The 23,625-nt window shown below is 64.8% G+C and carries 24 protein-coding genes, 5 pseudogenes and 1 riboswitch; of the genes and pseudogenes, 11 read left to right on the top strand and 18 right to left on the bottom strand.

Features of this window, described 5'->3' with window-relative positions:
• Positions 1 to 439 precede the first annotated feature (439 nt).
• The 3 genes and pseudogenes from QMG72_RS17875 to QMG72_RS16775 form a co-directional block, all read left to right on the top strand.
• A pseudogene (locus QMG72_RS17875) lies at positions 440 to 496 on the top strand (hypothetical protein); the annotation flags it as partial.
• 222 nt (positions 497 to 718) lie between these two features.
• Positions 719 to 1,117: a MarR family transcriptional regulator gene (locus tag QMG72_RS16780; protein WP_283481188.1), complete on the top strand. Its 399-nt coding sequence runs from the start codon at positions 719 to 721 to the stop codon at positions 1,115 to 1,117.
• An 832-nt stretch (positions 1,118 to 1,949) separates the two neighbouring features.
• The gene (locus QMG72_RS16775; protein ID WP_283481187.1) at positions 1,950 to 2,342 is read left to right on the top strand and encodes a VOC family protein; all 393 of its coding nucleotides are present in this window, start codon (positions 1,950 to 1,952) and stop codon (positions 2,340 to 2,342) included.
• 193 nt (positions 2,343 to 2,535) lie between these two features.
• Here QMG72_RS16775 and QMG72_RS16770 read toward each other — a convergent pair whose 3' ends face one another.
• From QMG72_RS16770 to QMG72_RS16760, 3 genes are all read right to left on the bottom strand, one after another.
• Positions 2,536 to 3,315: an isocitrate lyase/PEP mutase family protein gene (locus tag QMG72_RS16770; RefSeq protein WP_283481186.1), complete on the bottom strand. Its 780-nt coding sequence runs from the start codon at positions 3,313 to 3,315 to the stop codon at positions 2,536 to 2,538.
• Between the two features lie 134 nt (positions 3,316 to 3,449).
• A complete protein-coding gene (locus tag QMG72_RS16765; RefSeq protein WP_283481185.1) occupies positions 3,450 to 3,959 on the bottom strand; it encodes a hypothetical protein in 510 nt (169 codons plus the stop codon).
• Positions 3,956 to 4,195 (bottom strand): cupredoxin domain-containing protein, encoded by a 240-nt coding sequence (locus QMG72_RS16760; protein WP_282361034.1) that lies wholly within the window; start codon positions 4,193 to 4,195, stop codon positions 3,956 to 3,958. Before QMG72_RS16760 ends, QMG72_RS16765 begins: the two co-directional genes overlap by 4 nt.
• Here QMG72_RS16760 and QMG72_RS16755 point away from each other — a divergent pair.
• Positions 4,179 to 4,400 (top strand): hypothetical protein, encoded by a 222-nt coding sequence (locus QMG72_RS16755; protein ID WP_226774128.1) that lies wholly within the window; start codon positions 4,179 to 4,181, stop codon positions 4,398 to 4,400. The two genes, QMG72_RS16760 and QMG72_RS16755, sit on opposite strands and share 17 nt — an antisense overlap.
• 83 nt (positions 4,401 to 4,483) lie before the next feature.
• On the opposite strand, the gene QMG72_RS16750 is transcribed toward QMG72_RS16755, so the two are convergent.
• The 4 genes and pseudogenes from QMG72_RS16750 to QMG72_RS16735 all read right to left on the bottom strand — a co-directional run.
• Positions 4,484 to 5,212 carry a class F sortase gene (locus QMG72_RS16750; RefSeq protein WP_226774115.1) on the bottom strand — a complete coding sequence of 243 codons (729 nt, stop codon included), beginning with the start codon at positions 5,210 to 5,212 and terminating at the stop codon, positions 4,484 to 4,486.
• Positions 5,213 to 5,247: 35 nt separating this feature from the next.
• Positions 5,248 to 5,997: a hypothetical protein gene (locus tag QMG72_RS16745; protein ID WP_283481184.1), complete on the bottom strand. Its 750-nt coding sequence runs from the start codon at positions 5,995 to 5,997 to the stop codon at positions 5,248 to 5,250.
• A 140-nt stretch (positions 5,998 to 6,137) separates the two neighbouring features.
• A complete protein-coding gene (locus QMG72_RS16740) occupies positions 6,138 to 6,548 on the bottom strand; it encodes a hypothetical protein (RefSeq protein WP_283481182.1) in 411 nt (136 codons plus the stop codon).
• Positions 6,549 to 6,867: 319 nt separating this feature from the next.
• A pseudogene (locus tag QMG72_RS16735) lies at positions 6,868 to 7,206 on the bottom strand (Dyp-type peroxidase); the annotation flags it as partial.
• 101 nt (positions 7,207 to 7,307) lie between these two features.
• Here QMG72_RS16735 and QMG72_RS16730 point away from each other — a divergent pair.
• Positions 7,308 to 7,487 carry a hypothetical protein gene (locus QMG72_RS16730; RefSeq protein ID WP_226774119.1) on the top strand — a complete coding sequence of 60 codons (180 nt, stop codon included), beginning with the start codon at positions 7,308 to 7,310 and terminating at the stop codon, positions 7,485 to 7,487.
• Between the two features lie 90 nt (positions 7,488 to 7,577).
• On the opposite strand, the gene QMG72_RS16725 is transcribed toward QMG72_RS16730, so the two are convergent.
• The 8 genes from QMG72_RS16725 to fadE16 form a co-directional block, all read right to left on the bottom strand.
• Positions 7,578 to 8,330, bottom strand: a complete 753-nt coding sequence (locus tag QMG72_RS16725; RefSeq protein ID WP_282361036.1) for a TIGR04282 family arsenosugar biosynthesis glycosyltransferase — start codon at positions 8,328 to 8,330, stop codon at positions 7,578 to 7,580.
• Complete coding sequence (locus QMG72_RS16720) at positions 8,327 to 8,524, bottom strand: hypothetical protein (protein WP_283481180.1); 198 nt, start codon at positions 8,522 to 8,524, stop codon at positions 8,327 to 8,329. Before QMG72_RS16720 ends, QMG72_RS16725 begins: the two co-directional genes overlap by 4 nt.
• 115 nt (positions 8,525 to 8,639) lie before the next feature.
• The gene (locus tag QMG72_RS16715; protein ID WP_283481179.1) at positions 8,640 to 9,053 is read right to left on the bottom strand and encodes an Rv1678 family membrane protein; all 414 of its coding nucleotides are present in this window, start codon (positions 9,051 to 9,053) and stop codon (positions 8,640 to 8,642) included.
• Positions 9,050 to 9,610, bottom strand: coding sequence for a DoxX family protein (locus tag QMG72_RS16710; RefSeq protein ID WP_283481178.1), 561 nt, complete (start codon positions 9,608 to 9,610; stop codon positions 9,050 to 9,052). Before QMG72_RS16710 ends, QMG72_RS16715 begins: the two co-directional genes overlap by 4 nt.
• Complete coding sequence (locus tag QMG72_RS16705; protein ID WP_256446664.1) at positions 9,603 to 9,728, bottom strand: hypothetical protein; 126 nt, start codon at positions 9,726 to 9,728, stop codon at positions 9,603 to 9,605. The genes QMG72_RS16710 and QMG72_RS16705 overlap by 8 nt, the downstream gene beginning before the upstream one ends.
• A 140-nt stretch (positions 9,729 to 9,868) precedes the next feature.
• Positions 9,869 to 10,870 carry an Rv1681 family radical SAM protein gene (locus QMG72_RS16700; protein ID WP_226774123.1) on the bottom strand — a complete coding sequence of 334 codons (1,002 nt, stop codon included), beginning with the start codon at positions 10,868 to 10,870 and terminating at the stop codon, positions 9,869 to 9,871.
• Positions 10,861 to 11,673: an Rv1680 family SBP-like protein gene (locus QMG72_RS16695; RefSeq protein WP_283481176.1), complete on the bottom strand. Its 813-nt coding sequence runs from the start codon at positions 11,671 to 11,673 to the stop codon at positions 10,861 to 10,863. Before QMG72_RS16695 ends, QMG72_RS16700 begins: the two co-directional genes overlap by 10 nt.
• Before the next feature lie 3 nt (positions 11,674 to 11,676).
• Positions 11,677 to 12,807: an Rv1679 family acyl-CoA dehydrogenase gene (gene fadE16, locus QMG72_RS16690; RefSeq protein ID WP_226774125.1), complete on the bottom strand. Its 1,131-nt coding sequence runs from the start codon at positions 12,805 to 12,807 to the stop codon at positions 11,677 to 11,679.
• A 1,214-nt stretch (positions 12,808 to 14,021) separates the two neighbouring features.
• Between fadE16 and tatA the strand changes: the two genes are divergently transcribed.
• Positions 14,022 to 14,294 (top strand): Sec-independent protein translocase subunit TatA, encoded by a 273-nt coding sequence (gene tatA, locus QMG72_RS16685; protein WP_283481175.1) that lies wholly within the window; start codon positions 14,022 to 14,024, stop codon positions 14,292 to 14,294.
• Positions 14,295 to 14,342: 48 nt separating this feature from the next.
• Positions 14,343 to 15,136: pseudogene (gene tatC, locus QMG72_RS16680) on the top strand (twin-arginine translocase subunit TatC).
• Between the two features lie 16 nt (positions 15,137 to 15,152).
• Here the strand turns inward: tatC and QMG72_RS16675 are convergent.
• Positions 15,153 to 15,656: a hypothetical protein gene (locus tag QMG72_RS16675; protein ID WP_283481174.1), complete on the bottom strand. Its 504-nt coding sequence runs from the start codon at positions 15,654 to 15,656 to the stop codon at positions 15,153 to 15,155.
• A 32-nt stretch (positions 15,657 to 15,688) separates the two neighbouring features.
• Between QMG72_RS16675 and QMG72_RS16670 the strand changes: the two are divergent.
• Together QMG72_RS16670 and thiC are read left to right on the top strand one after the other, a co-directional pair.
• Positions 15,689 to 16,420, top strand: a pseudogene (locus tag QMG72_RS16670) (oxidoreductase dimerization domain-containing protein); the annotation flags it as partial.
• A 354-nt stretch (positions 16,421 to 16,774) separates the two neighbouring features.
• Positions 16,775 to 16,882, top strand: a riboswitch (TPP riboswitch).
• Positions 16,880 to 18,610 (top strand): annotated as a pseudogene (thiC, locus tag QMG72_RS16665) (phosphomethylpyrimidine synthase ThiC). (Overlaps the previous riboswitch by 3 nt.)
• Before the next feature lie 374 nt (positions 18,611 to 18,984).
• Here the strand turns inward: thiC and QMG72_RS16660 are convergent.
• Positions 18,985 to 21,600 carry a bifunctional lysylphosphatidylglycerol flippase/synthetase MprF gene (locus tag QMG72_RS16660; protein WP_283481173.1) on the bottom strand — a complete coding sequence of 872 codons (2,616 nt, stop codon included), beginning with the start codon at positions 21,598 to 21,600 and terminating at the stop codon, positions 18,985 to 18,987.
• A 46-nt stretch (positions 21,601 to 21,646) separates the two neighbouring features.
• Positions 21,647 to 22,402, bottom strand: coding sequence for a phosphatase PAP2 family protein (locus tag QMG72_RS16655; RefSeq protein ID WP_283481172.1), 756 nt, complete (start codon positions 22,400 to 22,402; stop codon positions 21,647 to 21,649).
• 152 nt (positions 22,403 to 22,554) lie between these two features.
• Here QMG72_RS16655 and QMG72_RS16650 point away from each other — a divergent pair, with 152 nt between their 5' ends.
• Entirely contained in the window at positions 22,555 to 23,238 is a 684-nt protein-coding gene (locus QMG72_RS16650; RefSeq protein ID WP_283481171.1) for a response regulator transcription factor, read from the top strand.
• A 149-nt stretch (positions 23,239 to 23,387) separates the two neighbouring features.
• Positions 23,388 to 23,615 carry a hypothetical protein gene (locus QMG72_RS16645; RefSeq protein ID WP_283481170.1) on the top strand — a complete coding sequence of 76 codons (228 nt, stop codon included), beginning with the start codon at positions 23,388 to 23,390 and terminating at the stop codon, positions 23,613 to 23,615.
• Positions 23,616 to 23,625: the final 10 nt, after the last annotated feature.

Below are 23,625 nucleotides of genomic sequence, written 5' to 3'. Positions count from 1 at the left end.
TGTGCGCATGGGAATGCTCCTTGAAAGTAGTTCAGTGGATGTATCCGTTCCCGCGGCCACACCGTAAGCGGTGCGGTCCTGACAATGAATCCAGCGGGTCCGGCTTGGTCTGTCAGGAGTACTTCGGCATCCACGCCGCCCCGGATGGGTTCACCAGATACCGTGACCAATCCGTTATGCTACGTCCTGGCAGATGCTGCCCAGGGTCCGGGACGGTCAGTCCCGATCTGGAAGCGGGCTACGGCAACCTGGGGGATACCCTGCGGTGGGCCATCGGTGCAGGGGTCGTCGGGTCCAACATTGAGGACCGGATGCGCCCGCTGGCGGAGACCGTGAAGCAGATGGGCGATCCCCTCCTGGCCAAGAAGCGCGAGGAGATCGATTTCGTCCTCTCCTCCATGCCCGAACGGACGCGTTCCTCCGGACAGGACACGCGCCCGTCGGCCGTGCTGACGCCATCGAACGCTGTAAGGCTTTCCTGGACGCCGGAGCGTCCTGCGCCTTCGTTCCCGAAACGCTTGACGAGGCGACTGTGGCAGCGGATCTGAAGCAGATTGCTTCCGCCGATCCAGCCCGCCGAATACTGCGGCCGGCCCCGCCCCATCAGAGAATGCTGGGCAACCCCTCTGGAGTCACCGCTTTCCGCTTTCCCTGCCGTACCCGGATCCCGGAACCTGTGCTGGTTGAGAGCCCCGGCACATCCGCCGAGAAAGAGACCATGATGATCAAGAGCCACTCGGACGTCGTCCTGGAAGTCACTGCCCACCACCCGGACGCCGTCGAGAAGGATCTGAACGCCGCCGTGGAGATCGCCCGCGAACACGCGATGAAGGAATGCCGACACGGCATACTGCGATACGCGGCACTGGACTCCGGAGCCCTGACACGGCTCAGCATCCTGAACCACTCCGGCCCCCAACGCCCGTCGGCCCTGGCAGAGCGAATGGTCACAGGCGCCTCCAACATCTCCACAATCACCGCACGCCTCCAAGAAGCAGGACTGGTTGGAAGATCAGACGACCCAAGGGATATGCGCGCCTCGCTGATCAGGCTCGCATGGCCGGGAAACGGGCCGGCGCCGCGCTACGGCATTCGGGCAACACCCTTATCGATGTAATTTCAGCGACTGGAACGAGGAAGACCGCCACGACCTATTGCGGCTGCTCTCCCGCTTCGAATCCGACAGCAACAGGGTAGCGGCCACCTTGAAGGGCACCCAAGCCCCCTAGGCACACCTGTGGTCGAACGCGGCCAAATTAAGCGCCCCCGTTCCTTCGCCATCCTGACCAGCTCGCAGGCAGCGTCGGCCTCGGTTGTTCTGTTTCCTTGTCCACGGTTTACGCACTCGGCACAGCCTCTCGTCTCGCGGCCATATCGAGCTTCCACCCCGCCACGCTCACCGCCCAGCGTGTCGAGCGAGATATACCGTTATCTCCACCAGTCCCGCCGCAAGAAACGAAGCCAGGCTCAATTCGATCCAGAAGAAATTCGTTAGTAGTCGACTGAAAGCCCCGGCATCGAGACTGCCGCGGAAGAGAAATTCGGCCGCAGGATCGATCCAGAGCCACAGGCGGCGGTGGCCGCCGATGTCGTCCCGGGCGCTAACCACGAGTGGCGAAAGCCTGCACGGTCCCACTGAACTTGGGCGATCGTTAGAGGACGTGTGACTTGAAGTTCGGGGAATGTGAAAATGTAAAGTATCCAGCGTTAGGGTCGCTTCTGTCTGGGGCCATCGGGGCTACGAAGTAGAGGATAGATCCGTACTCGCTGGATACCTGCGCCCCATCAAAGGCCGACGCTCATAAATCAGCGACCTGCAGCCGTTGCGGCGGGGGTGCGTCGCGGGGATTTGTGTCCGCCGGGTTGAAAGCGGCGTCCGCAGGACCTGTGAGACGATGTGGGCTTATACCTCGGCGGACTCTTCCCCGCCTTCCCCACTAGTGGTCCTGATGCCCGCGTCGCCTGCCATTGACCACCTCGCTCTTACCGTGACCGACCTCGAGGTCAGCGTCGCCTTCTACTCCCGCCTATGGGGTACATCGCCCACCGGGACGATGCTCGATGGGCCGTTTGTTCGAAGTAAATTCGATCTTGGTGGAGGGGCGTCACTGGGACTCACAGAGCATCGCGCAGCTTCCGGGGAGGGCCGCTTCAGTGAGCGCAATCCAGGTCTGGACCATGCGGGTTTTTCCGTGGCCAGCGCAGAGGAACTCCTCGAGTGGGCCGCGCATCTGGATAACATCGGCGTGATCCACAGCGGACCCGTAGATGCCCCGTATGGCACGGCACTGAACTTCAATGACCCGGACGGTATCGCGTTGGAGTTCTTCTTGCCCAATTAAGGACTGCTCACCGCAGACCGAAAAACCACTCGTCTTTGCACTTCCGGTCCGGGACGGGCACGGGGATACACCGGGGTATGTTGCGGGTTCATGAGACACAGAATGACCGGGTCTTTGGTCGGCGTAGACCGCATGAAGCGCTGCGATGACACGCACCAGTTTCATGCGGCCGAGCCGATGGGTGGTCGTGTAGCTAGTTCAGGGGCGGGGTGTCGGCGGGAATGACACCGGTCGAGTACAGATCGGTGGCGAGGTCGCGGATTGCGCGCAGGGCGACACGCTGGGTGAAGGGGCCGTAGGAGACACGGGCCACCCCAAGTAACTGCAGCTCGGCTGCCGGCAGGGCACCGGGTGCGCCGATTACTGATAGCTTTCCGCGCCCGAGTCCCTCGACCAGCGGCTCGATGACCTCGCGGGTCAGTGCTCCCGGGACGAACACCAGCGCGGCACCGGCGTCCAGGTATGCGCGGCCCCGGGTGATGGCGTCATCGATGCTGTCTTTGATAGGCCGGTCACCGCCCCTCGCGATCGCGTCGGTGCGGGCGTTCAGCTGAAAGGCTATGCCCTCGGCCTGGGCAGCTGCCATGACGGCGTGCACGCGGGCGACGGCTTCATAGAAGGGCCGAAGCCGGTCTTCCACGTTGGCGCCGACGACGCCGAGCGCGATTGCCCTGCGAATCGTCTCGGCCGGGTTCTCGTAACCATCATCAAGATCGGCCGTGACGGGAAGATCAACGGCGTCCACGATTGTTTTGACCCCTGCCAGCGCCATCTCCAGGGGCATCGTCCCGTCCGCGTAGCCGTACGCGGCGGCGATGGAGTGGCCGGCGGTCGCGATTGCCTTGGTCTCCGGCAGCGCCGCGACCGTGGACGCGCTGATGGCATCCCAGACGTTGACAACCCGCAGGATCTCCGGGGCCTCATGCAGCGCTTTCAACTGCTGCGCGCGCTCTGACGTGTTCGATCCGGTCATTTTTCTTCTCCGTTTTCTGTCGAGGTACTTGGCAAGGAAGCTGAGGAGGATGTCGGTAACCTCCAGGACATTGGTCCAGGGAGTGCATGGCACTTTCTATCTCCACATGCTCCACTAAACAGGAATTGTCGGGGTCAGGGAGTGTCTCTGCCGGTGGTGGCGGACGTACCGGAGACAGTTTTCGGCCGGGATCGCCGGTCCAGGATCAGGGCGGTGGCGGCGAGGAGGGCCGCGGCGCCCTGGGCGAGGGCGGTGAGGGTCTTATCGAAAAACCAGACGGGTTCATACATGGCCGGGAACGGCCCGAACGCCGGAACATCGATGTAGCGGTAGAGCAGCAGGACGGCCAGCCCTCCGCCGGCAGTGAGTAGGGCAAGGAGCCAGGCGGGGCGGCTGCCACGGACCAGGACGTAGAGTCCGGCCGCTGCCGCAGCGCCGGCTTCGGCGAGGAAGAGGTTGCCCTCCCCGAAGCCTTCCGGGGCGGCGGACTGGTAGCCCGTTGCTAGGCGGGCGTGCACGATGGCGTCCACAAAGAGAGCGGCCGCTGCCAGGACCCGCAGGACGAGACCCGCAACGCTGCCACGGCCGCGGCGGCCCGGCTCCGGGGCTCGGGCGCCGTGGGTTGGGGTGTGGTCCTGGCTCATTTGACGGTCAGGGTTCCTTGCATGTTGGAGTGGTAGGTGCAGTGGTAGGCGTAGGTGCCCGCCTTGGCGGGGGCGGTGAAAGTGGTGCTGGTCCCGGCTTTGACGACCGCGTCGAAGGAACCGTCCTCAGCGGTGACGGTGTGGGCTTGAGAGTCCATGTTCATCACCGTCACGCTCGCCCCGGCCGGGACGCTGTCCGGGCCGGTATAGGCAAAGGACTTGATATGGATCGTCACGTCAGCCGCCGTCCCGGTGGACGCGTTTGGGGCTCCCGTTGACGGTGTCATCGGCGAAGCTCCCATTCCGGGGTCCATGGAAGCGGACGAGGAAGGCATTGACGTCGGAGACCCAGGTGATGAGCTGGGCGCTCCTTGGGTGGTCCCGCAGGCGCTGGCACCGATGACGGTGGCCGCGCCGATCAGGGCAACGGTAAGACGTTGAGGGATTTTTATCGCCTTCATGATTGTTCCCTTTCGGGGAGCTGACGGGCGCTCCTGGTGGAAGCAGGGGCAGAGGTTCCGGATTCAGGCGGGGTGGCTGGAGGTCAGGTGGGCGTAGACGACGGTGTTGTCCAGGTACTCCCGCGTGGTGGGGTCGTACCCGCCGCAGGTGATCAGCCGGACTTCGGGCCGGTCCGCGTTCTGGTAGACCTCCACGGTCGGGAAAGTTGATTTGTGGTAGACATCGACTTTGTCAACCGTGAAGACCGCGGCGGTGTGGTCCGCGCGGGTGACGGTGATGGTCTGGCCCGGGGTGAGCTCATGGAGCCGGTAGAACAGCCCCACATCGCTGCTGGTGGTGTTGACGTGGCCGAGGATGACCGCGGACCCCGTCTGGCCCGGGGTGGGCGAGTCCTGGTACCAGCCACCGGGTGAGCCCGGTTCCCCGGACGGGGTCTGAACTTCCCCGTTGGCCTGCTTGCCCACAGGGGTCAGGGCCGCGTTCACGCCGATGGAGGGGACCTCAACCCGATCCGGCGCGGACGCGGGCAGAGCCGTGTCCGGCGCGGACGGAACAGCCACGGAAGACGGGTTAGGCGGGGCCGGTGCGGTCAGCGGGTCCGGAATGGGTGCTGCCGCAGCAGTGGCAGCGCCAGGTGACGGCGACGGCAAGGACACGCTGGTCGTTGGCCCCGGTGCGGGTGGTTCGGCGTGGAGTCCCAGGCCGATGGTGGTGATGCCGCCGGCCAGGAGCAGCGCGGCCACCGCGGACGCGCTGAAGCGTCCACGGCGGCGGCTGTTTTCAGATCCCATCAGTTCCCTGCTTGTTCCCCGGGTCTTCTCAGACCCTAGGCTGCCATTTTGCGGCGGATTGCGTATGCGCCGCCGGCGGCCATGACGAGGCCGCCACCTGCGGCCAGCAGGCCGAGATCAGGGCCGGCAGGGGCGGGCTTGGTGATGCCGGTGCCGGGGGCCCCTGCGGGCATGGCTTTCAGGGTTCCGCACAGGGCAGGTGACGTGGCGGCCAGGGGCAGGGAGGGCACGAGGTCGCTGGGGGCCTTCTGCGCTGCGTCGGACAAGGTGGCCGGGTCCAGGCCGTGGACGACGACGACGGCGGTGCCGGCCTTGAGGGCATCAGCGGTTTTGGCGTCCAGGGTGAAGGTCCTGTTATAGGTGTAGGAGGCACCCATCCCGGCAACCTTCAGGTCGGTACCGGCTGCGGGGCTCGTGTCTCCGCTGGTGGACAGGGTCGTGCCGATGCCACCGTAAGCGGGGGCGCCTTCGGTGGTGCTAATCACTCCGTCTTTGTTGGTGTCAGCGGACATGTCAGGGCAGGTACCCTTCGCACCGATATGGATGTGCTGGACGTGCGGGTAGGGGCTGCCGTTGAACATGGCAGCTAGCCCGGAGACTTTTTCGGTCACTGTGGCCTGGTCGCCACTGACGGTGATCATCACCGTGCCTGTGGCGTTGCTGCCGTTGATCGCGGCAAGGTTCGCCTGATAGTTCGTGTTGTCCGCGGCGAGGGCCGGGCTGGTGGAGAGTGCGAGGGCGCCCAAGGCCAGGGCCGGGGCGATCAGGAAAGCGGATTTCTTCATGACTTTTTCCTCCATTGGAAATGGACGCTCCCCTGATGGTCACGCCCATGGTGGTGACTCTAACGGTTCGTTGTGCTCCACGTCACGGATGGGAGGGATAAAGAAATACTTTTCCGCCTCGGAACAGGGCACCCACCAGCTCAAACACACCTCCGGAAACCCCTGGGGTTCTGTTTCTGCCAGTTGTGTAGGACATATTCGGACCAGCAGGCCAGTACCGTGGTGGCGACCTGGTAAGCGAATGCGGCGCGGGTGACCTGGTTTGGTCCCAGCGTTTCCGGCAGGGCCGCCGCGTCCACCGTCAGGACGAAGTTGTCCTTAACGAAGGCTGCGGACGTTGGCGTTTGGAAGGCCGGGAACCCCAGATTCGCCAGCCCCTCGATCGGGGCGGCCGCATCCGTGCTCCGCTGCAGATCCCGGACATACGCGTGTGCAGCATCCGGGTCCGCGGCTTCCTGCACAGACAGCACGAAGGACCCTTGAGGCAGGGCATAGGTGCAGGTATACAGATTGTCGACCCAGGAATCGGTCGTGCCGGGGGCGGATGACATCGCCAGGATCCGGACGATATTTGCCCGGGTTTCCTCCCCGCACACCATCAACGCCGCAGCCGACGGGGAACCCGCCGTGCCCGCACCCGAAACAGCAGAAGGAGACCCCGGCTGCGGCGAACCAGACCCTGCTCCCGCCGGGGAAGCCCCCGAAACAGCCGGACGGCTGCTCGTCGCCGCGCCTCCGCTTCCTGGTTCCGCGTTGCCGGCGGCGTGGAACCCGCGACCCGGCGCCCGGGCGGGGTGGGCCGGGGCGTTGTCAGGCAGGCGCATCGGTGAAGGCGGTGCTGCGTCAGATCGCGAAGAGACCCCCACCGACTTACCCGCCGGGCTGGACTCCCGGCGGGACAGCGAACAGCCCGGAGCCGGTGTGTTCCAGGTATTCCACCGCCAAGGTGTCATTCCTGGCCATCGCGAGCTGCATGGGCACGTAGTGGGTGCGGGGATCCTTGACGAAGGCGATGAAGAAGAGGCCGGCGTCCAGGTGACCCGGCCCGTCGGAGCCGTCCGTGTAGTTGTACCCGCGGCGGAGCATCCGCACCCCGTTGTTGTGCGAGGGATGCGCCAGGCGCAGGTGCGAGCTGGGAGCGATGAGTGGTTCACCGGCCCTGCCCTGGGCTTCAAAGTCGGGGGCACTGAACTCGGCCCCGCCGGACAACCCTGTAAGGGACCGGGGATGTGCAGGGTAGGGACTCCCGGGGATTGACCTGGGGTGACCAAGCCGGGCATCCTTTTGGGCTGCGGCGTCGAACAAAGGGCATGAAATACTACAGCCCGGCGGCGCAGGAACGGGCCAAAGACGCCGCATACGATGCAGTCGAAAAAGTACTGACCAGCCTGTTCGAACCGCTCAGCAGACAGGCCCTGACAGCACGCTGGAACCAGGCCGCTGAAGCCATGGCCATGCATCTCGAAGCGCAGGACAACGGCACGGAATAAGTCGCACGACCCGATGCGCAAGGTCAACACGCCCGGAGCGTTCCGCGACCCCCGCAGGGACGCGGGCTCTCCTGCGTACCTGCTTCGCCGTCAAAGTGTCCGCGAGCCTGAACCCGGCGCCGGCGTTCGATGCTGCACTTGGGCCGGCCCGGGGAATGTAACCCGGTCCGCGGGCTTGTCACGGCGGCCCATGACTAGTATTTTTTCGATCGCGGCCGCCACCGCGGCTGCGAACTCGGTGCCCGGGATTTCCGCGGCGATCTCCCGTGCATCATTGATGCGGTCCATGTCCCTCAGAACAGCTAGCAGCCCCACTGAGAGTCCGCCCGCCGCCAGCCGGGAGAGCTGTTCCGATCCGGTCTTATCCGTGGACATCGGCACTCCACGGACCAGCGCGCCCTCAGGCCGGCGGAGGGCCAGCGCCCAGAAGCCGCCGTCCTCGGCCGGTCCCAGCCAGGCATCGTGTTGGGGAGTCGCGGCAGACCAGTCCATGAGTAGCGGGGCAAGATGCGCCGCTGAAATCTGGGGTGTGTCCATGCCAACTATCAGCAACGGGCCGGTGGTTTCGTCGCAGATTGCAGCGAGCCGTTCATCTAGCGGGCCGCCGGTCTGGGCCATAACCGCGAATCCTGCGGCATCCCGGGCGCTCGGTGTCCCGTCCATCACCAGCAGCCGTTCGCTTACAGGCAAGACCCTGATGGTATCGAGGGTCCTGCTGAGGCTGCGTTGTGCCAGGTCGGCGGCCTGATCAGGCGTCAACGGCGGAGACAACCGGGTCTTCACCCGGCCAGGCCGGCACTCCTTGGCGAAGACCGCCACCCGCAGCTGCAGCGTTGGCCTCATTGCTGTTCCTCGAAGCCGGGAAGAGTGCTGACGGGCCGGGCAGCAGCTGCGGCCGCTGCTGCCCCCAGCTGTGCCGACATTTCGAGCAAAAACTTGCTTGTGCCCAGAGCTGGCCCGGCCACCGTGGACTTGACCGTCCATGGGGCGCACACCACCGGAAGCTCGATGGCCCGGCACCTGTAGAGGCCGGTCATGTCGATGACTCCGGGGGGCCCGGGGTCCAGGTACGCCGAAGTGGTTCGGTCCCTGGCCGGTCCACGTATGGCGGGACTCGCGTCGGGACTTTCAAGGCTCCGCCGGCCACAGCTACTAGTCCGGCCCGGTGGGCGTTGCTCGTCGCTCAGGTGGTGTTTGGTCACCGGCGAGCATGATACCGATGAAGGCCATGCCGAGTCCGGTCAGCAGTGCTGCAGTCCCGACGCTGCCGGCTGTCTGCTCGAACCACTCTCCGTACGTGATGAGGCGGAGGAGACCCACGACGATCATTACTGCACCGACGCCGAACAGCAGGGCGCGCAGCCGGAGCAAGGTGCCGGTTAAAGCGATGAGGGCAAGAACGAGAAGGGTCACGGCCTGTGCCGGATTGACAGGCACCAGTTTGAGCGGGTCGTAGTCGATGAGTGCGAAGACGGCACTTGCCGCGGTAACGGCACTGAGCGCCACTGAACGTCGTCGGGTTTCCGGTTCCAGCCGGGCCCGGGAGATATCGCGGCGACCGGTCATGATGCCCTCAGCGCCCACTTGGCCAGGCGGTTTGATGAGGTGCGCCAGTGCGGACGGAGCAGGCCGTCGAGCCCTGCGGATCTGCCGGCGGCCGTGGCGAGCAGCACGGCGTGCACGGCGAGCATGAGGTAGTAGGACCAGTGCCATTCGTTGGGTGCGTTCAGGACGGACAGGGTAATCGCCAGGGTCTGGATGATGCCAATCGCTGCCCAGAAGCGGGTGAGAAGGCCGACGATGAGGAACGCGCCGAGGCTGAACTCGACCAGCAGTGTGGCGTAGCCGAACAATGTGAAGTTCGGTAAGACAACGTACTGGATCAGCCAGGAGAAAGGCGGGAAGACCGGGTGCTCGAGGGCGTAGCTGGTGAATTGGAAGAGACCAGTGTGGTCGTTGCGGCCGAAGTCGGGGGGGATCTTCCAACTGACGTTTTGGATCCACAACAGGGCTACGGCGATTCGCAGTCCGGCGATGACGGCTCGGGCGGAACGCCCGGAGTCGATTCCTTCGGCGGCGGCGGTCTGGCCGGCCGGCGTTGTGGTCGCGGGTAGATCAGACACGGTCGGAGACCTTGCTGTTTTCCCTCATGTGGGTGCCGCTGAAGGGGACGGGGCCGCCGGGCGATTCCCCGCAACTGACGTACAGATAAACGACAAGCACCTCGTCGTTGGGCTTCATGGATTCATGTTAGACCTCAGGAGTGTCCTGGGCGAGCCGAAAAGCATTTCGGTCGGCGTGCGTTGGGTGGGTCGCGGGGTGCACGAGCGCGCGCGGATTGAGTTCGGTCAGCTGAGCAGGTTCGGACACTGGCGGCCGTCCTACGCGCAGGGGAAAAGTTTGGCGGCGGCGCCTGCTGCAACCCAGTGTTCGGCGAAGAGCCGGTAGACCTCGCTGAGCGCCGGTCCCAGGGGTTCGATCTGTGTGCTGACCAGGGCGTGGTCATCTGTCGCTGCGACCGGATGCCAGTACACCCCGTCCGCGGTGACGGTGACTTCGGGGACCAGTGTTTCGCGGCTGAACTGCACTCCGGTGTCGGCGGCACCCTGCTGCGCGACCGGTCGAATGACCTGGTCGGTCAGCGGGATGCCGAGCCCGTCGAGAAAATCGTGCAGGGCGGCGAGATCGGTCGCGTGGGGCGAAGCGATCGTGGCAGCCACCCGGACTCGGAAACCTTCGCTAAGCGCGACGCCGACGCCGGCCACCGCGCGGGCCCAGCTGCCGGCGCCGCGGTGACCGTCGTGGATCTCCGGGGTGGGGGAGTCCAGGCTGATCTGCAGGGCGAAGTGCTCCCTCGGCATCGCCTGCAAGGAACGAAGCCCGGGCCCGCGGAACAGCATGCCGTTTGTCAGCAAGGTGGTTGGAAGCAGCCGGACGCAGTCTGTGACTATCCGGGCAATGTCAGGCAGCAGAAACGGTTCGCCGCCGGTGAGATAGACCTCCTGGACGCCCCAGTCTGCGCCCTCCCGGACCAGGCGGGCGATCCGTTCGACGCCGAGCTCCCGGCGCTCGGCCTTGGGTGAAGATGCGACACAGCAGTAGTCACAGGCCAGGTTGCAGTGGAAATTCGTATACAGCCAGAGCCGGGCCCCGGGAAGTCGGTCCGGTCCCAGCGTCAATGCCGGGTCGGGCAGCCGACCGCGACGCACGATGACGGTGCCGGGCCCGACGTCAGTCCACGACGTCGTGATGAGGGTGTTGCCCGTTCGTTCGCACCAGCGTTGGACCACGTCAAACTCGCTTGCGGAGCCAACAGCCACCGCGCCGGTGGCGCCCTCGGCCAGGGACCCCACTACACGCACCAGGTCCAAGATCACCACCACTGGGTCACCCCCTGCTCCTCGACGGCGACGAACAGCCCGGCGTAGCCGTCCAGTTCGGGCCGGACCCAGCGCCTCAACCCCTCAAGCTCGAGGATCCGTCGGTGTTCGGGCCGCTCCCAGTCCATAGCCAGCAACGTGCTGACCCATGGCTCGTGGCGTTCTGCGGGCAGGGTGTCCAAGGCGGTGAACATGCAATGGCAATACGGTTCGGTCTGCCAGACCGCCTCCAGTGCCTCCGGCATCAGTTCAGCGCCGCCGATGCCTTCCCAGGTGGTGATTCCGATGGCCGCGACGTCGGCTTCGCCGGCGAGCACGGCGTCGATGGCGTCCAGCTCGCTGCGCCCGGTGTCACCGTGCTTGCCGATGTCACTATTGAACCGCGTCACCTCCAGCAAGGTGAGGTCCAGGCCTGCCCGGGCCAGATAGTACAGCGGCAGAATGGCGGCCTGGGCCGAGTCCGCGGACCCCAAGGCCAGCCGCTGACCGGCGAGGGCGTCCGGGCCGGAGAGTCCGCTACCGGCGCGGGCGACGAACACGGTCGCGAACCGTGTGTCGGTGTCGCGCATCGCCAGGGCGCGGGCCCGCCCGCCGGTCTGCATGACCGTACGCACATAGGCCAGATTGGTGTTCCAGATGATGTCGACCTGTCCGGCGCGCAGCGCCTGGACCTGGCGTCCATAGTTGGAGAACAAGACAAAGTCCATCGGTGCCGGCGAGTCCTTGAAGTATTCGCGGATGCCTTCCCAGATGGGCACTACGTTCGGGGTGTAGGCCACAGCGCCCACCAGTAACTGCTCGGACATGGTTCAGCCTCCTGAGAACAGCGGCAGGCCAGTGAGGGCCCTACCATAGAAGTCGTAGAGCGCATCCGCCGTCGGCGCCATGACCGAGCCCGCCCGCGCATCACGGAAGGCCCGCTCGATGGGCAGGTGCTTGGAGAACGCCGCACCCCCGCAGACCCGCATTGCCGCGTCGGTGATTTCGAGTGCAGCATCATTGGCCGAGGCTTTGACCCCGAGGACATGCAGCAGCGTGTCTTCCCCGGGAGACGCGACGGTGCCGGCTGCTTGGGCCAAATAAGCACGCTGCACTGCCAGGCTGATGGCCATTCGGGCGATCTGGGCCCGGATCGTTGGCAACCCAGCCAGTGAATGGCCCAGATGTTCGAGTCGGGAAACTCCAACGTGTTCGACAGCGGCCCGGGTAGCGGCAGATGCCAGACCCAGCGAGACCGCCGCGTTGCCGAGGTTGAACCACGGCAGCACCGTCTCCATCATGCGCGCGAAGCCCGTCGCCGGCCCGCCCAGTCGGTACCCGACCGGAATGCCAGCGTTGATAGTCATCGGTGCGGAGTCGTTGCCGCGCAGCCCGAGCCCCCGCCAGGGACCGGCGACGTCCACACCCTGCGTGCCGGCGGGAAGGGCGTACAGATCCACCTCACCCGGCACGCCCGAGGGCGTGCCGGTCGAGACCACATAGACATCGGCATGAGCGGCCGAAGTCACCCAACTCTTGTCAGCGCGCAACACGACAGTCGACCCGCTGGCGGTAGCGATCGACACGGGGGCCCAAAAATGCGACCGGGATCCCCGCTCACTGAAGGCGAGGGTGCCCAGCGTCGTCCCGCGCGCCATCCCTGCAAGCAGGTCCGGCAGATCAGGGGGCGGCGCGGCCGCAATCGTAACTGCGGCGGCGGCATGCATCAGATAGATCATGGCTGTTGAACCGCACGCCTCTGCCAGAGCACTGACCGTCTCGGTGAATACCTCCGGCCCGGCACCGGCACCGCCAACCTCGACCGGCAGCACCAGTCCCAGGAGTCCGCCGGCCCGCAACTCTGCGACCGCTTCAAGAGGATATACCCCGTCGGTGTCCACCCTCTCGGCGTGCTCCCTCGCGACCTTGACCACATCGTCCAGTGCCTGGCTTGTTGACAATCCACTCACCCTGTCCGCCCACGAAGCGCCCTCGCATACCCATCCCGTGCTGACGAGGGTCAAGGTCAGCACGTGACGATTATGCGCTCCGACCGGCCTCTACGCCAGAGCCCGTCGAGACTCACGAATAGTGCTCGCGAAATGGCGTGCCCCCATCATCCGGGAGAGCTCGCTAAACGTGGTCTGGCTTCGGGTGCGGCTGGGATGGGTCAGGGGTTCTCGTTCTCAGCGCGCAGGGCGTCACCACGCAGTCCGCGCAGAGCATGCGCAGGCGGGGAAGCCGGACCAGGGTCGGATCGTGGATGATCCCGGCGGCGTCACGGGCATTTCTCGACATCCGACAGCTTGGTCAGCCGCCGCCGAACGGCCTGCGCGCCGGGTTCGGGGGAGATCAGCCATCTTCAGGGTACAGGGGCAGATGCTGGCCGGGGCGGTCCACAGGACTCGGCGCAAGTTCGGAGCAGGGGTCTGGGAGCCGGACCGAAATGGGTGACGTCCGGAGCGACTTCGTCTTTGGTTCCGGAGCTGCCGGGGTGTTCGGGGGCGCATGCCGCCTAGGCGGCATGCAGGGGGTCTAGTTCGCCCAGAGGGCGTGGCTTGAGCGATGAACAATTGGACGCTGCCGCGTATGCCGCAATGATGATCGGGGGGTCACACAAAAGGTCCACGCAGGGGCCATGATTAATTTCGCGTAGGGACTCGCTGCGCGAGCCAGTTTGCCGGGTTGCTCGAATTCGGGCTCCGCTCACCGGGTTGTCATTCTTGGAGGAGGATCTGGATGATGGCCTCTTGGCGCCAAGATCGGAGATCACCTGTCCCGGCTAATTGAACTGCCTCGGGTTTTTGGTTTCTCCATGGGGAGGCATACTAAGCGGCTGATCCGGGAGCATGCTACGGCTGTGTCCTCATGGGGGCCAGCATCAACAACAAGGGCAGGAACGCGCATTCGGACAGTTCTGTTGGGATGCGCTCGCTTGTCATAGGGCTGTTCAACGATGGGCTAACGAATTGCTGGGCCGTCTTGGGGATCGCTAAGCGTCCGATCGGCAGCAAAGTATCGCCGTGCCCGGGCTCCATGACCGACAGCAGATGCCAGAAACTCGGGGATTGCACCGTCTGAGGAGTGCGCATGACCGGGGGCCGGGCGGTCCGGTATCGACGCGACACCGACGTCAGTTCGACGTAGGATTCAGTGACAGGAAAGGACTTCCGTCATGAGGCTTGAGGGCTGGCATCTGATTATCATCATCGTTCTAGTTCTGGTTCTTTTTGCTGCACCGAAGCTGCCGGGAATGGCCAGGAGCCTGGGCCAATCGATGCGTATCTTCAAGTCCGAAGTCCGCGAGATGAAGGAGGAGGGCCCTCCTGAGAAGAACGCCGCGGACGCCGAACCCGTCGAGGGCCGGACCGTGAATTACCCGAAGTCCACGGGGGTCGAAAGCCGGACCGGAGACGGAACCGACGTACCGCCGCCGACCCGCGCCTAAGACACCATGGCAGCCGGTAAGAGCAGCCGATCCAACCCTGAGGGGCGGATGGCGCTCTTGGACCACCTCAAGGAGTTGCGGAACCGGCTTTTCAAGGCTGCGGTCGCCGTCGTGCTGGGGACCGTCGTCGGCTTCCTCGTATACCAGCCCTTTCTTACGGCGCTCATCAAGCCGATTCGGGACCTGAACGAACATGAGGGCCGGCAGGCCACGCTGAACTTCGACGGCGTGGCGAGCTCCTTCGACCTGTTGATCCAAGTATCCGTGTTCCTGGGCCTCATCCTCGCCAGCCCGGTCTGGCTCTACCAGCTCTGGGCGTTCATCGTCCCGGGCCTGCATAAGAAGGAACGCCGGCTCGCCTTGTCGTTCGTCGCGGCAGCCGTGCCGCTGTTCCTCGGCGGCGTGGCCCTGGCCTGGCTCGTGCTGCCGAACGCCGTGCGGGTGTTGACGGATTTCACTCCCGCCGGGGCTCCAACTTCATCAGCGCCCAGATCTACCTGTCCTTCGTCCTGCGCCTGCTCCTCGCGTTCGGCATCGCGTTCCTGCTCCCTGTGGTCCTGTTCGGCCTGAACCTGGCCGGGCTGGTCAAGGGCGCCCAACTCCTCAAGAGCTGGCGGATCACTGTGTTCCTCGTGTGTCTGTTTGCCGCCATGGCCGCGCCGGGCGCGGATGCCACGAGTATGTTCTATCTTGCCGTGCCCATGCTGGTGTTGTTCTTCACGGCCATCGGGCTCTGCCTGCTCAATGATCGCCGCCGGGAACGGCGGACGGTCAAGCTTGCCGCGGAGACCGAAGCCCGCGCGGACCTGGCAACGCCCGGCTCCGAACTGGGGAATCTCTAGCCCTTGGTGCAACGGGTCAGCCGCGCACCATGTGCCTGGCGGGAAGCGGATCAGCCCGGTGAGGCCCGCCGGCGCATGGGCCTTTCTGCCCCGACCACGGCCGGCGGGCAGCCCCCGGGGTGCCCGCCTGCCGTGGTCCATCCGTTTCTGTATGGGTGTGGGGTGGTGAGGCGCTGGCTGCGCTCCGGTTGATCTCGCCGTTTACCCCCTTGGGGAAGAACCCGCCTTCTCTTTCTGCTTTGGCGGTGAGGTAGGCGATGTTCAGGACCTGCCCCGGGCTGCGGCTGAAAGCGATGCCGTTTGCGTCGGTCGGGACAAGGTTGGCGGTGTCTTTAGTGCCAATACCCTGATCGAAATCAGTTGATCCATCGAGGCTGTCCCGGGCGTCGGAGATCGCTTGGGCGGGTACCTGCAGATCACGAGCGTAGAGGGTGGTTCTGATGATTCCGGCGTGATAAGCCTCGACAGCGAGGATACCGGCGGCGGCTTCGAGGTCAATGCCGCAATTTGCCGTCCTCATGTATGCAGACGAGTCCCTCCATACTGTCGACGCAGCAGAGTCTGGCCTCGGCCGAGGAACCCGACGCCTCCCAGGCCCTGATGGGCGTCTTCGCCGACGAAGGTATCCGGGTCGTCCGCCGGGCGGCCGTGTCCTCGGTGCGCACGGACCCGGCCACCGGCGGGATCATCGCGACCGCGATCGTCTCAGGTGGGCAGCAGGAATTCCGGGCCGCCAGACTGCTCGTCGCCACCGGACGCCGGCCGGTCACGAACGGACTGAACCTGGCCGCGGTCGGCGGCAAAACCGGGCACCGGGGCGAAATCCTCTTGCAGAACATCCTAGCCAGCTCCCACGAACGGATCTGGGCCGCCGGGGAAGGGACCGGACACCGCGAATTCGTCTACGTCGCAGCCGCCCACGGCTCCCTTGTGGGGGAGAACGCCTTCAACAACGCCGGCCGTGAGGTCGACGCAGCCGGTATCCGGTGCGTATGCCGGGTGCTTCCCCTGGCATACGTCCCCAGAGCCTTGGTGAACAGGGACACCCGAGGCTTCATCAAAATTGTCGCCGACGCGGACAACGGACGGATCGTGGGAATGACCGCCGTCGCCAAGGACGCCGGTGACCTGGCCGCGGCCGGGGTCTTCATCATGGAAGCGGGAATGACTGTGGAGCAGGTGGCGAACCTATGGAGCGCGTACCTCACAATGGCCGAAGGAATCAAGATCGCCGCCCAGTCCTTCACCACCGATGTCTCCAAACTCTCATGCTGCGCCTCGTGACCAGCTAGGCCTCCACACGGATGCAGCAGGCCTCGTTGAGTACGACTTCATCGATCCAGCCGACCTCCGTCCTCACAGGTAACCGACATCGTCCTCGCACCCTCTCGCCCTCGCTGCCCCGGCACGGATCAACAGTGCAGGCGTCTGCATCATTTCGAATGCTGTGCGTTCGGAGGACTGCCGGCTGGCCAGAGGAGCGCATCATCCTCGGCAGCTGCCGACAGGAGTCTCAGCTTCCGGTGATTCGGCGTGCACTGCGTCGCTGGAGGGCCTGCTTCCGATAATGGCTGCCGTCCGGGGGATACCCGGGATCATCCAGAGCGGTAGAACGGGCACGCTGGGGTGCTACGATTTTTCCATCCACACGGGTGCCCTTGCAAGGGCTGAGATCGGGCTGATGCAGTCTGCGACCGTTGAACCTGTCCGGGTCATGCCGGCGAAGGAAGTAGGAAACCACTGATGAGCTCCATGAATTCACATTCGCTCGCGTACGCCCGAGACCCCGAAAATGGCATTAGGGTCCCTGTCACGGAGATTGCCCTGGAGGACTCTCCGAACGGGACGAAGAATCCACCGTTCACGGTCTACCGGACGGCCGGGCCCGGAAGCGATCCTGTGATCGGCCTGGAGCCGTTCCGGTCCGAATGGATAGAATCCAGGGGCGACACCGAGCCCTACGGCGGCCGGGAACGGAACCTGCTCGACGACGGTAAATCCGCCGTGCGACGGGGTGCGGCTTCTGCTGAATGGAAAGGCGCGCAGCCGGTTCCCCGCCGCGCCCTCGAGGGTAAGACCGTTACCCAGATGCGCTACGCCCGCCAGGGCGTCATCACTCCCGAGATGCGGTTTGTGGCAGTGCGGGAAAACTGCGACGTTGAGCTGGTGCGCGGCGAAGTTGCCGCAGGTCGGGCCATCATTCCCAACAACATCAACCACCCCGAATCCGAACCGATGATCATCGGCAAGGCCTTCCTCGTGAAGATCAACGCCAACATCGGCAACTCCGCGGTCACCTCCTCCATCGCTGAGGAAGTGGACAAACTGCAGTGGGCCGCCCGATGGGGCGCCGACACCGTGATGGACCTCTCCACCGGCGATGACATCCACACCACGCGTGAATGGATCATCCGCAACGCTCCGGTCCCGATTGGGACAGTACCGATCTATCAGGCACTGGAGAAGGTCAACGGTGAGGCCAATGACCTGACCTGGGAAATCTATCGGGACACCGTGATCGAACAATGCGAGCAGGGCGTGGACTATATGACCGTCCACGCCGGGGTGCTGCTGCGGTACGTCCCCCTGACCGCCAACCGGGTGACCGGTATCGTCTCCCGCGGCGGGTCGATCATGGCCGGCTGGTGCCTGGCCCACCACCAGGAGAACTTCCTCTACACACACTTCGACGAACTGTGCGAGATCTTCGCCAAGTACGACGTCGCCTTTTCCCTGGGTGATGGCCTGCGGCCCGGCGCGACCGCGGATGCCAACGACGCCGCCCAGTTCGCCGAACTGGACACCCTCGCCGAACTCACCAAGCGGGCCTGGAAGTACGACGTGCAGGCCATGGTCGAAGGCCCCGGGCACATCCCCTTCCACCTCGTCCGCGAAAACGTCGAGCGACAGCAGGAACTCTGCGACGGCGCCCCCTTCTACACCCTCGGCCCGCTGGTGACCGACATCGCCCCAGGCTATGACCACATCACCTCGGCCATCGGCGCCACCGAAATCGCCCGCTACGGCACCGCAATGCTCTGCTACGTCACGCCCAAGGAACACCTCGGGTTGCCGAACAAGGATGACGTCAAGACCGGCGTCATCACCTACAAAATCGCCGCCCACGCCGCCGACCTCGCCAAAGGACACCCAGGAGCCCACGGTCGCGACGACGCCCTGTCAAAGGCACGGTTCGAGTTCCGCTGGCGGGACCAGTTCGCACTTTCCCTGGACCCGTAAACAGCCGAATCCTTCCATGACGAGACGTTGCCCGCCGAGCCGGCGAAGACCGCGCACTTCTGCTCCATGTGCGGACCCAAGTTCTGCTCCATGCGGCTCTCCCAGGACATCCGCGACCAGTTCGGAGGCATGTCCGAACAGGAAGCCATCGCCGGAATGAACGCTAAATCCGACGAGTTCCGCGAATCCGGCGGTAAGGTCTACCTTCCCGAACCCGTCGTGCCCGGGAGCTAGGAACGAGGAGCGGGTTCGGGCGGCGCCGGCACTCCGGCGCCGGTCCTGCCCCGATCCGGAACTAGAGATCTGTTCGACTGGGTCGGCGGGGAGGGCTGTGAGTCGGCGTCGGTCCCGTCGATCTGCTCGACCATGAGTTCGCGATCCGCCCGGTATTGACGAATCTCGGGGCGGAGGTGGTGGTCTTACTGGCGCAGGAGCTCACGTCCGCTGAGCGAACCGCCGGTTGAGTCCGTCTCCTTGGATGCGCCCCGCTGGTGAGTAGGGCTTTGGAGTTTCTGATTTCTTGCATAAGGAGTTCCGACCGGACCAGCCCGGGGTTGACGTCGGCGCGGCGGGCAACCTCCGAGACCGTGATGGGCAGGGTCAAGTTGTTATTCGCTTTTCTTCACCGGCGTTTCGGGCTGGGATGGCGGGTGACGGTACGGTCTCCTGACTCGGGTGCGGGGTTGTTTGGGTGCACTTAGCAGGCGCCGGGCCAGGGTTAGGGTTTCTGCGAGGTTGACAGTGGGGAGGTAGGCGCGGGTGATGGCGTTGGCAATGGCGGGCAGTGCGGCTGCGTCAGGGTAGAGCATGTAGAGGGGTTCGTAGCGGGGCTGGAATTTTGCTTTGAATGCCAGCAGGGACCTGAACCCGTAGACAGGTTCCAGGGTCGCGCCGAGCCGGTCGAGGAGCCGGTCCAGGCTGCCGGAGCTCTGGTTGCTTGCCGAAGCTGGTCCGCGCTGTGGTGGTTCGTTGTGCCGGGCCAGCGGCGCTCCAGAGAGGCTGATGAACCCGTATCCTTCGTTTTTGAGGCTGAGTGAGGCGGAAGCGATAAGGAATTCGATGCCGGCACGGAATCCGTTGGTGCGGCGCCGCATGAAGTCCAGGGTCCAGCCTTCGATGGTGCCGTTGTTGTAGACGGGCAGCCAAGAGGCGACGGCGTGGACCATGCGGTCAGTGCCGACGGCAACCAGCAGTCGGACCTCGGGGTCGTTGAGTTCGTCCAGGCTTCCGAGGGTGAATCCCATTTCGGGCATTTTCTTGTCGGCGACCCATTCTTCCGAGATCTCCTGGATCTGTGCCAGTACCGAGAACGATGCGGTCCGGTATGTGGTCCATTCGGCCCTGATCCCGGCTTTGGCGGCGTTATTCATCGCGGTTCGGACGTCCTGGAATTTCTTTCCTTTAAAGGACACCGCATCAAGCGGCAGGATCGTTTCCTGGGCGACCTGCACTGAGCCCCAGCCCAGGGACGCGGCGTGGTCGCGCAGATCCTGGGGGACGGAGTAGAAGCACGGGGTCCAGCCTTGCCCACTGCAAAAACGGGTGAACTCCTCGAACGTGGCATGGCGAGGGGTCACGGGTCCGACCGGGCCGCCCAGGGCCAGGGCAACCCCAGCGATGACACGATAGGCGATGAAACTTTCACCGGTGGAGGAGAACCAGTACATATTCCCTGGCCAGGTCGTCATCCAGGACAAGTTGCCACCGTGGTTGGCTTTCAGTATTCCTCGTGCGAGTTCGGTACCGGAGTGGTGCTGTGTTGGGGCCGGGCGCAGGAAGGTTTTTAAGGTCATGATTGCGGTGACAGCCCAGAAGACAATGCCGACTCCTTCATAGAGAACGGTTGCAGCGGCGCCCTGGGGAACGAACGCCGGGGCAAGATCGAGCATGTATCCCAGCGGCAGAAACCTATCCGGTATATCTGCGAGCAGTTCCCTGGGTCCCGGGACGGGTGTGATGCTGGGAGCCAGGAGGATTCCGGCCAACAGGTAGACGGAGGCAAGGAAGGCTGCTGTCTTCCCGGTGCTGACCGCGAGCCGTCGGTAGGTTCCGGCAGGGGCCGACACCGGAAAAAGCCCGCGGAAGATCAGCAGCACCAGCGTCAGCACCGCGGGCAGGAGTAGCGGCAGCACCAGCGCGAGAGGGTGCGTGTACCCGGCAGTTTCGATGGCGCCGATCCCTTCGGGCGCCACGGTGCCCGGTGCTCCCGGATACAGCACCCCTGCGATGGTTATTCCGGCCAGCACGGACAATCCCAGCTGAACCAGCACGGCGGCGGCCCAGGCGAAGCGGCGTCCTCGGCGTAAACCGTCTGCGAGGATCAGTAAGAGAAAAGATGGCAGGACCGCCATGAAAATTGCGCCGGCGCATTCCTTCGCTTGTCCCGGGTCGGCGCACAGGACTTGGAGTGTCGCCGGGTCCACGGGCTGAATGTTGGTGAACAGGAAACGCAGCACCGATAGCGGTCCCGCGGCGTGCGGCGTCAGGCCGGCGACGACGGGCCCGACGGCCGACACGGCCACCAGCAGCGCGATGAGGACCCGGCCCTCATGCCGGGAGCTGACGGGGCGGACGAAACGGGGCGCCCTCCCACACAGGACCGGGCCCAGGAGCGCCCCGGCACCTGCGGCGCTGAGGCGGACCAGGTCCGCGAACCCGCCGCTGTACAGGGCCAGGAGTACCAGCAGGGCGAAGACGACGAGGCGGACCCGCCGCCGCCACAGGGTCGGCATCATCGCCGTCCCCGCCATAATGGCCCCGGTCATGAGTGCAGTGGGGCCAAGGAAGAGGTGCCCGCTCATTTCCTGAGTCCAGGTCCCCATGATCTGATGTGCAACCGTGAGGAACGCGAGAGCTGCACTAATTCCGAGTATCTGGCTGCCCAGGGCCGCTACGGCGAACCTGAGGCTTCCCATCCGGTATTCGAGTGCCAGCCCGACTACGAGCACAACTGCGCTTCCCAGCAGGTACCCGGTCAGGTTCTGCGCCCACAGCCCGGAACTCAGAAGCGCCCACCAGCGGCCGGGCAGTGAGTGCGCTGTTGCTGCCACGTTGGGACGCAAGGTGCCGGCCGGGCCGGTGATGAGGGTGGATGTCAGAGCTCCGGCGGCCCAAAAGACCAGGACAAAACCCGCTGTAACCGGGGCACGGCGCAGAATTTCGATCCGGGACAGCCAACGCCCTTGGTGGGGCACGGTTCCGGGATCCGGCGGCGGCACTGGCACGGGAATTCCTTTGAGCAGATGCGGAGGGAACGGAAATTGCCCGAGGCTATCCCGCATGGTTGCTGGTCCTGTGGCGTCGCCGCCGATCCAGCGTCTTTGCATCGAATCCGCGAATCAGGCCAATTGCGGAGATGCGCGGCGCGATGAGCTTGTTCCAGACCGGCAGCCAAGCCAGGATCGCCGCACTGCTGATCAGGACGGATCCGATGACGTCGCTAAGGTAATGCACCCCGAGGTACATCCGGGAGAACGCCACAACGGTTGCGAAAAGGGAGCCTGCGGCAAGTACTGTCAGGCGCTGCCCGGTTCCGTGGGCGAGGACCAGCACGGCGGCCAGCGCCAGGGAAACTGCGAAGGCCGTGTGTCCGGAAGGGAAGCTGTTGTTGCCCGTTTCGGCGATCAGCGCTCCGGTCGCGTCGGCAGGCGGCCGGGAACGGCTGACCAAGATCTTTCCGGCTGTTGCGGCCAGCCACCCGACAGCAACAACGGAGCCGAAGGCCAACGCCTGAACCGGTCGACGGCGATACCAGAGCAGGTACCCGCAGATCATCAGCGCCAGCGCCAGGGCACCGGCCGGTCCAAGTCCGTAGTGGATGGCCTCGCTGAGCGCAGTCAAGGCACTGTTCCTCCCATGACTCAGGAAGATGTCCAGGCCCAGCTCCGGGGCCAGGGGCCCGAAGGACTTCGCGGCCATCCCGGCCGCGGTCGTGGTCGCGAAAATGGAGAGCGCGGCCGTCGCCCACCACCAGGACCGCAGCCCGGGGAAGATCGTGTTCGGGTGTTCGGAGGATGAATCCATCATGTTGTCCTGACAGTGAGCTGGTCGTTGCGGGCCTTATGCCCACCAGCATGGAGCAGCGGCTCTGAGAGAAAGCTGAGAGGATCACCGCCGTTTCTCAGGCGCCGCTCAAGCTGCGTCGGGGATACTGCGGTTATCAACGAAAGGGGACCATCATGCGGATCTTGCTGGTCGAGGACGAAACGACACTGGCGGAGACCATTCGACGCGGACTCACTAATGAGGGTTTCGTCGTCGACGTCACCGCCGACGGGGTCAGCGGCCTGTGGGCAGCGACGGAGAACCCGTACGACGTGATCCTGCTGGATCTTATGCTTCCGCTCAAAAACGGGTACGACGTCCTCAAGGAACTGCGTGAACGCCTGATCTGGACCCCTGTTCTGATGCTGACGGCCAAAGACGGCGAATACGACCAGACGGACGCATTCGATCTGGGAGCCGATGACTACCTGACTAAACCCTTCAGCTTCATCGTCCTGGTCGCCAGGATCCGTGCCCTGGTCCGCCGCGGCGCCCCGGTACGGCCCGTCACACTGACTCTCGGGTCCCTCACCCTGGATCCGGGCAGCCGCAATGTGCGCCGTCGCGGCTCCACCATCGAACTGACCGCCCGGGAGTACGGTCTGTTGCACTACCTGATGCGCAGCCACGACCAAGTCGTGTCAAAGTCCCAGATCCTCGACAACGTCTGGGACCCGGCGTTCGAGGGCGGTGAGAACGTCGTAGAGGTCTATATTGGCTATCTGCGGCGGAAAATTGATACCCCGTTCGGGCTGCAGACCCTTACCACCATGCGCGGAATGGGCTACAAACTTACCGCCGACGGACCGCCCGCATAAAGAACGTCCGCGACCGGCTCCTGCTTCGGGCACCCGGCGGCCAGTGGTGTTCGGCCGGAACATTAAGCGCTGCCGGTGTGGAATCGCCATAGCGTGCGCGGAACGGCTTCCCCGAATTCGCGTTCCGCTTCGATCTTTCGCTCGTCAGTGTGGAGTTCCTGGGGGTACCCGGTGAGAAAATCCAGATCCGGGCCGACCTTACCTCTGCCCGCCGTGCCCGGTCCCGGTCCCGGGGCCTGGCTGCGCTGGCGGCGGTTCCCGTCGTTTTGCCGTGCTCCGCCGCTGACGCCGAACCCAAGCCGAGGGTCAAAGCGAGGATGATCGCCAGTGTGGTGCTGGATGCGCTGCGAAAGTTCAAACGGACCACCTTTCCGTAGGTGAACTGAG

The sequence above is a fragment of the Pseudarthrobacter sp. PH31-O2 genome, from assembly GCF_030063265.1.
In the GTDB taxonomy this organism is placed as follows: Bacteria; Actinomycetota; Actinomycetes; order Actinomycetales; family Micrococcaceae; genus Arthrobacter.
Note: the sequence above shows the minus strand (reverse complement) of the source record. Positions and strands in the feature narration are given on the sequence as shown.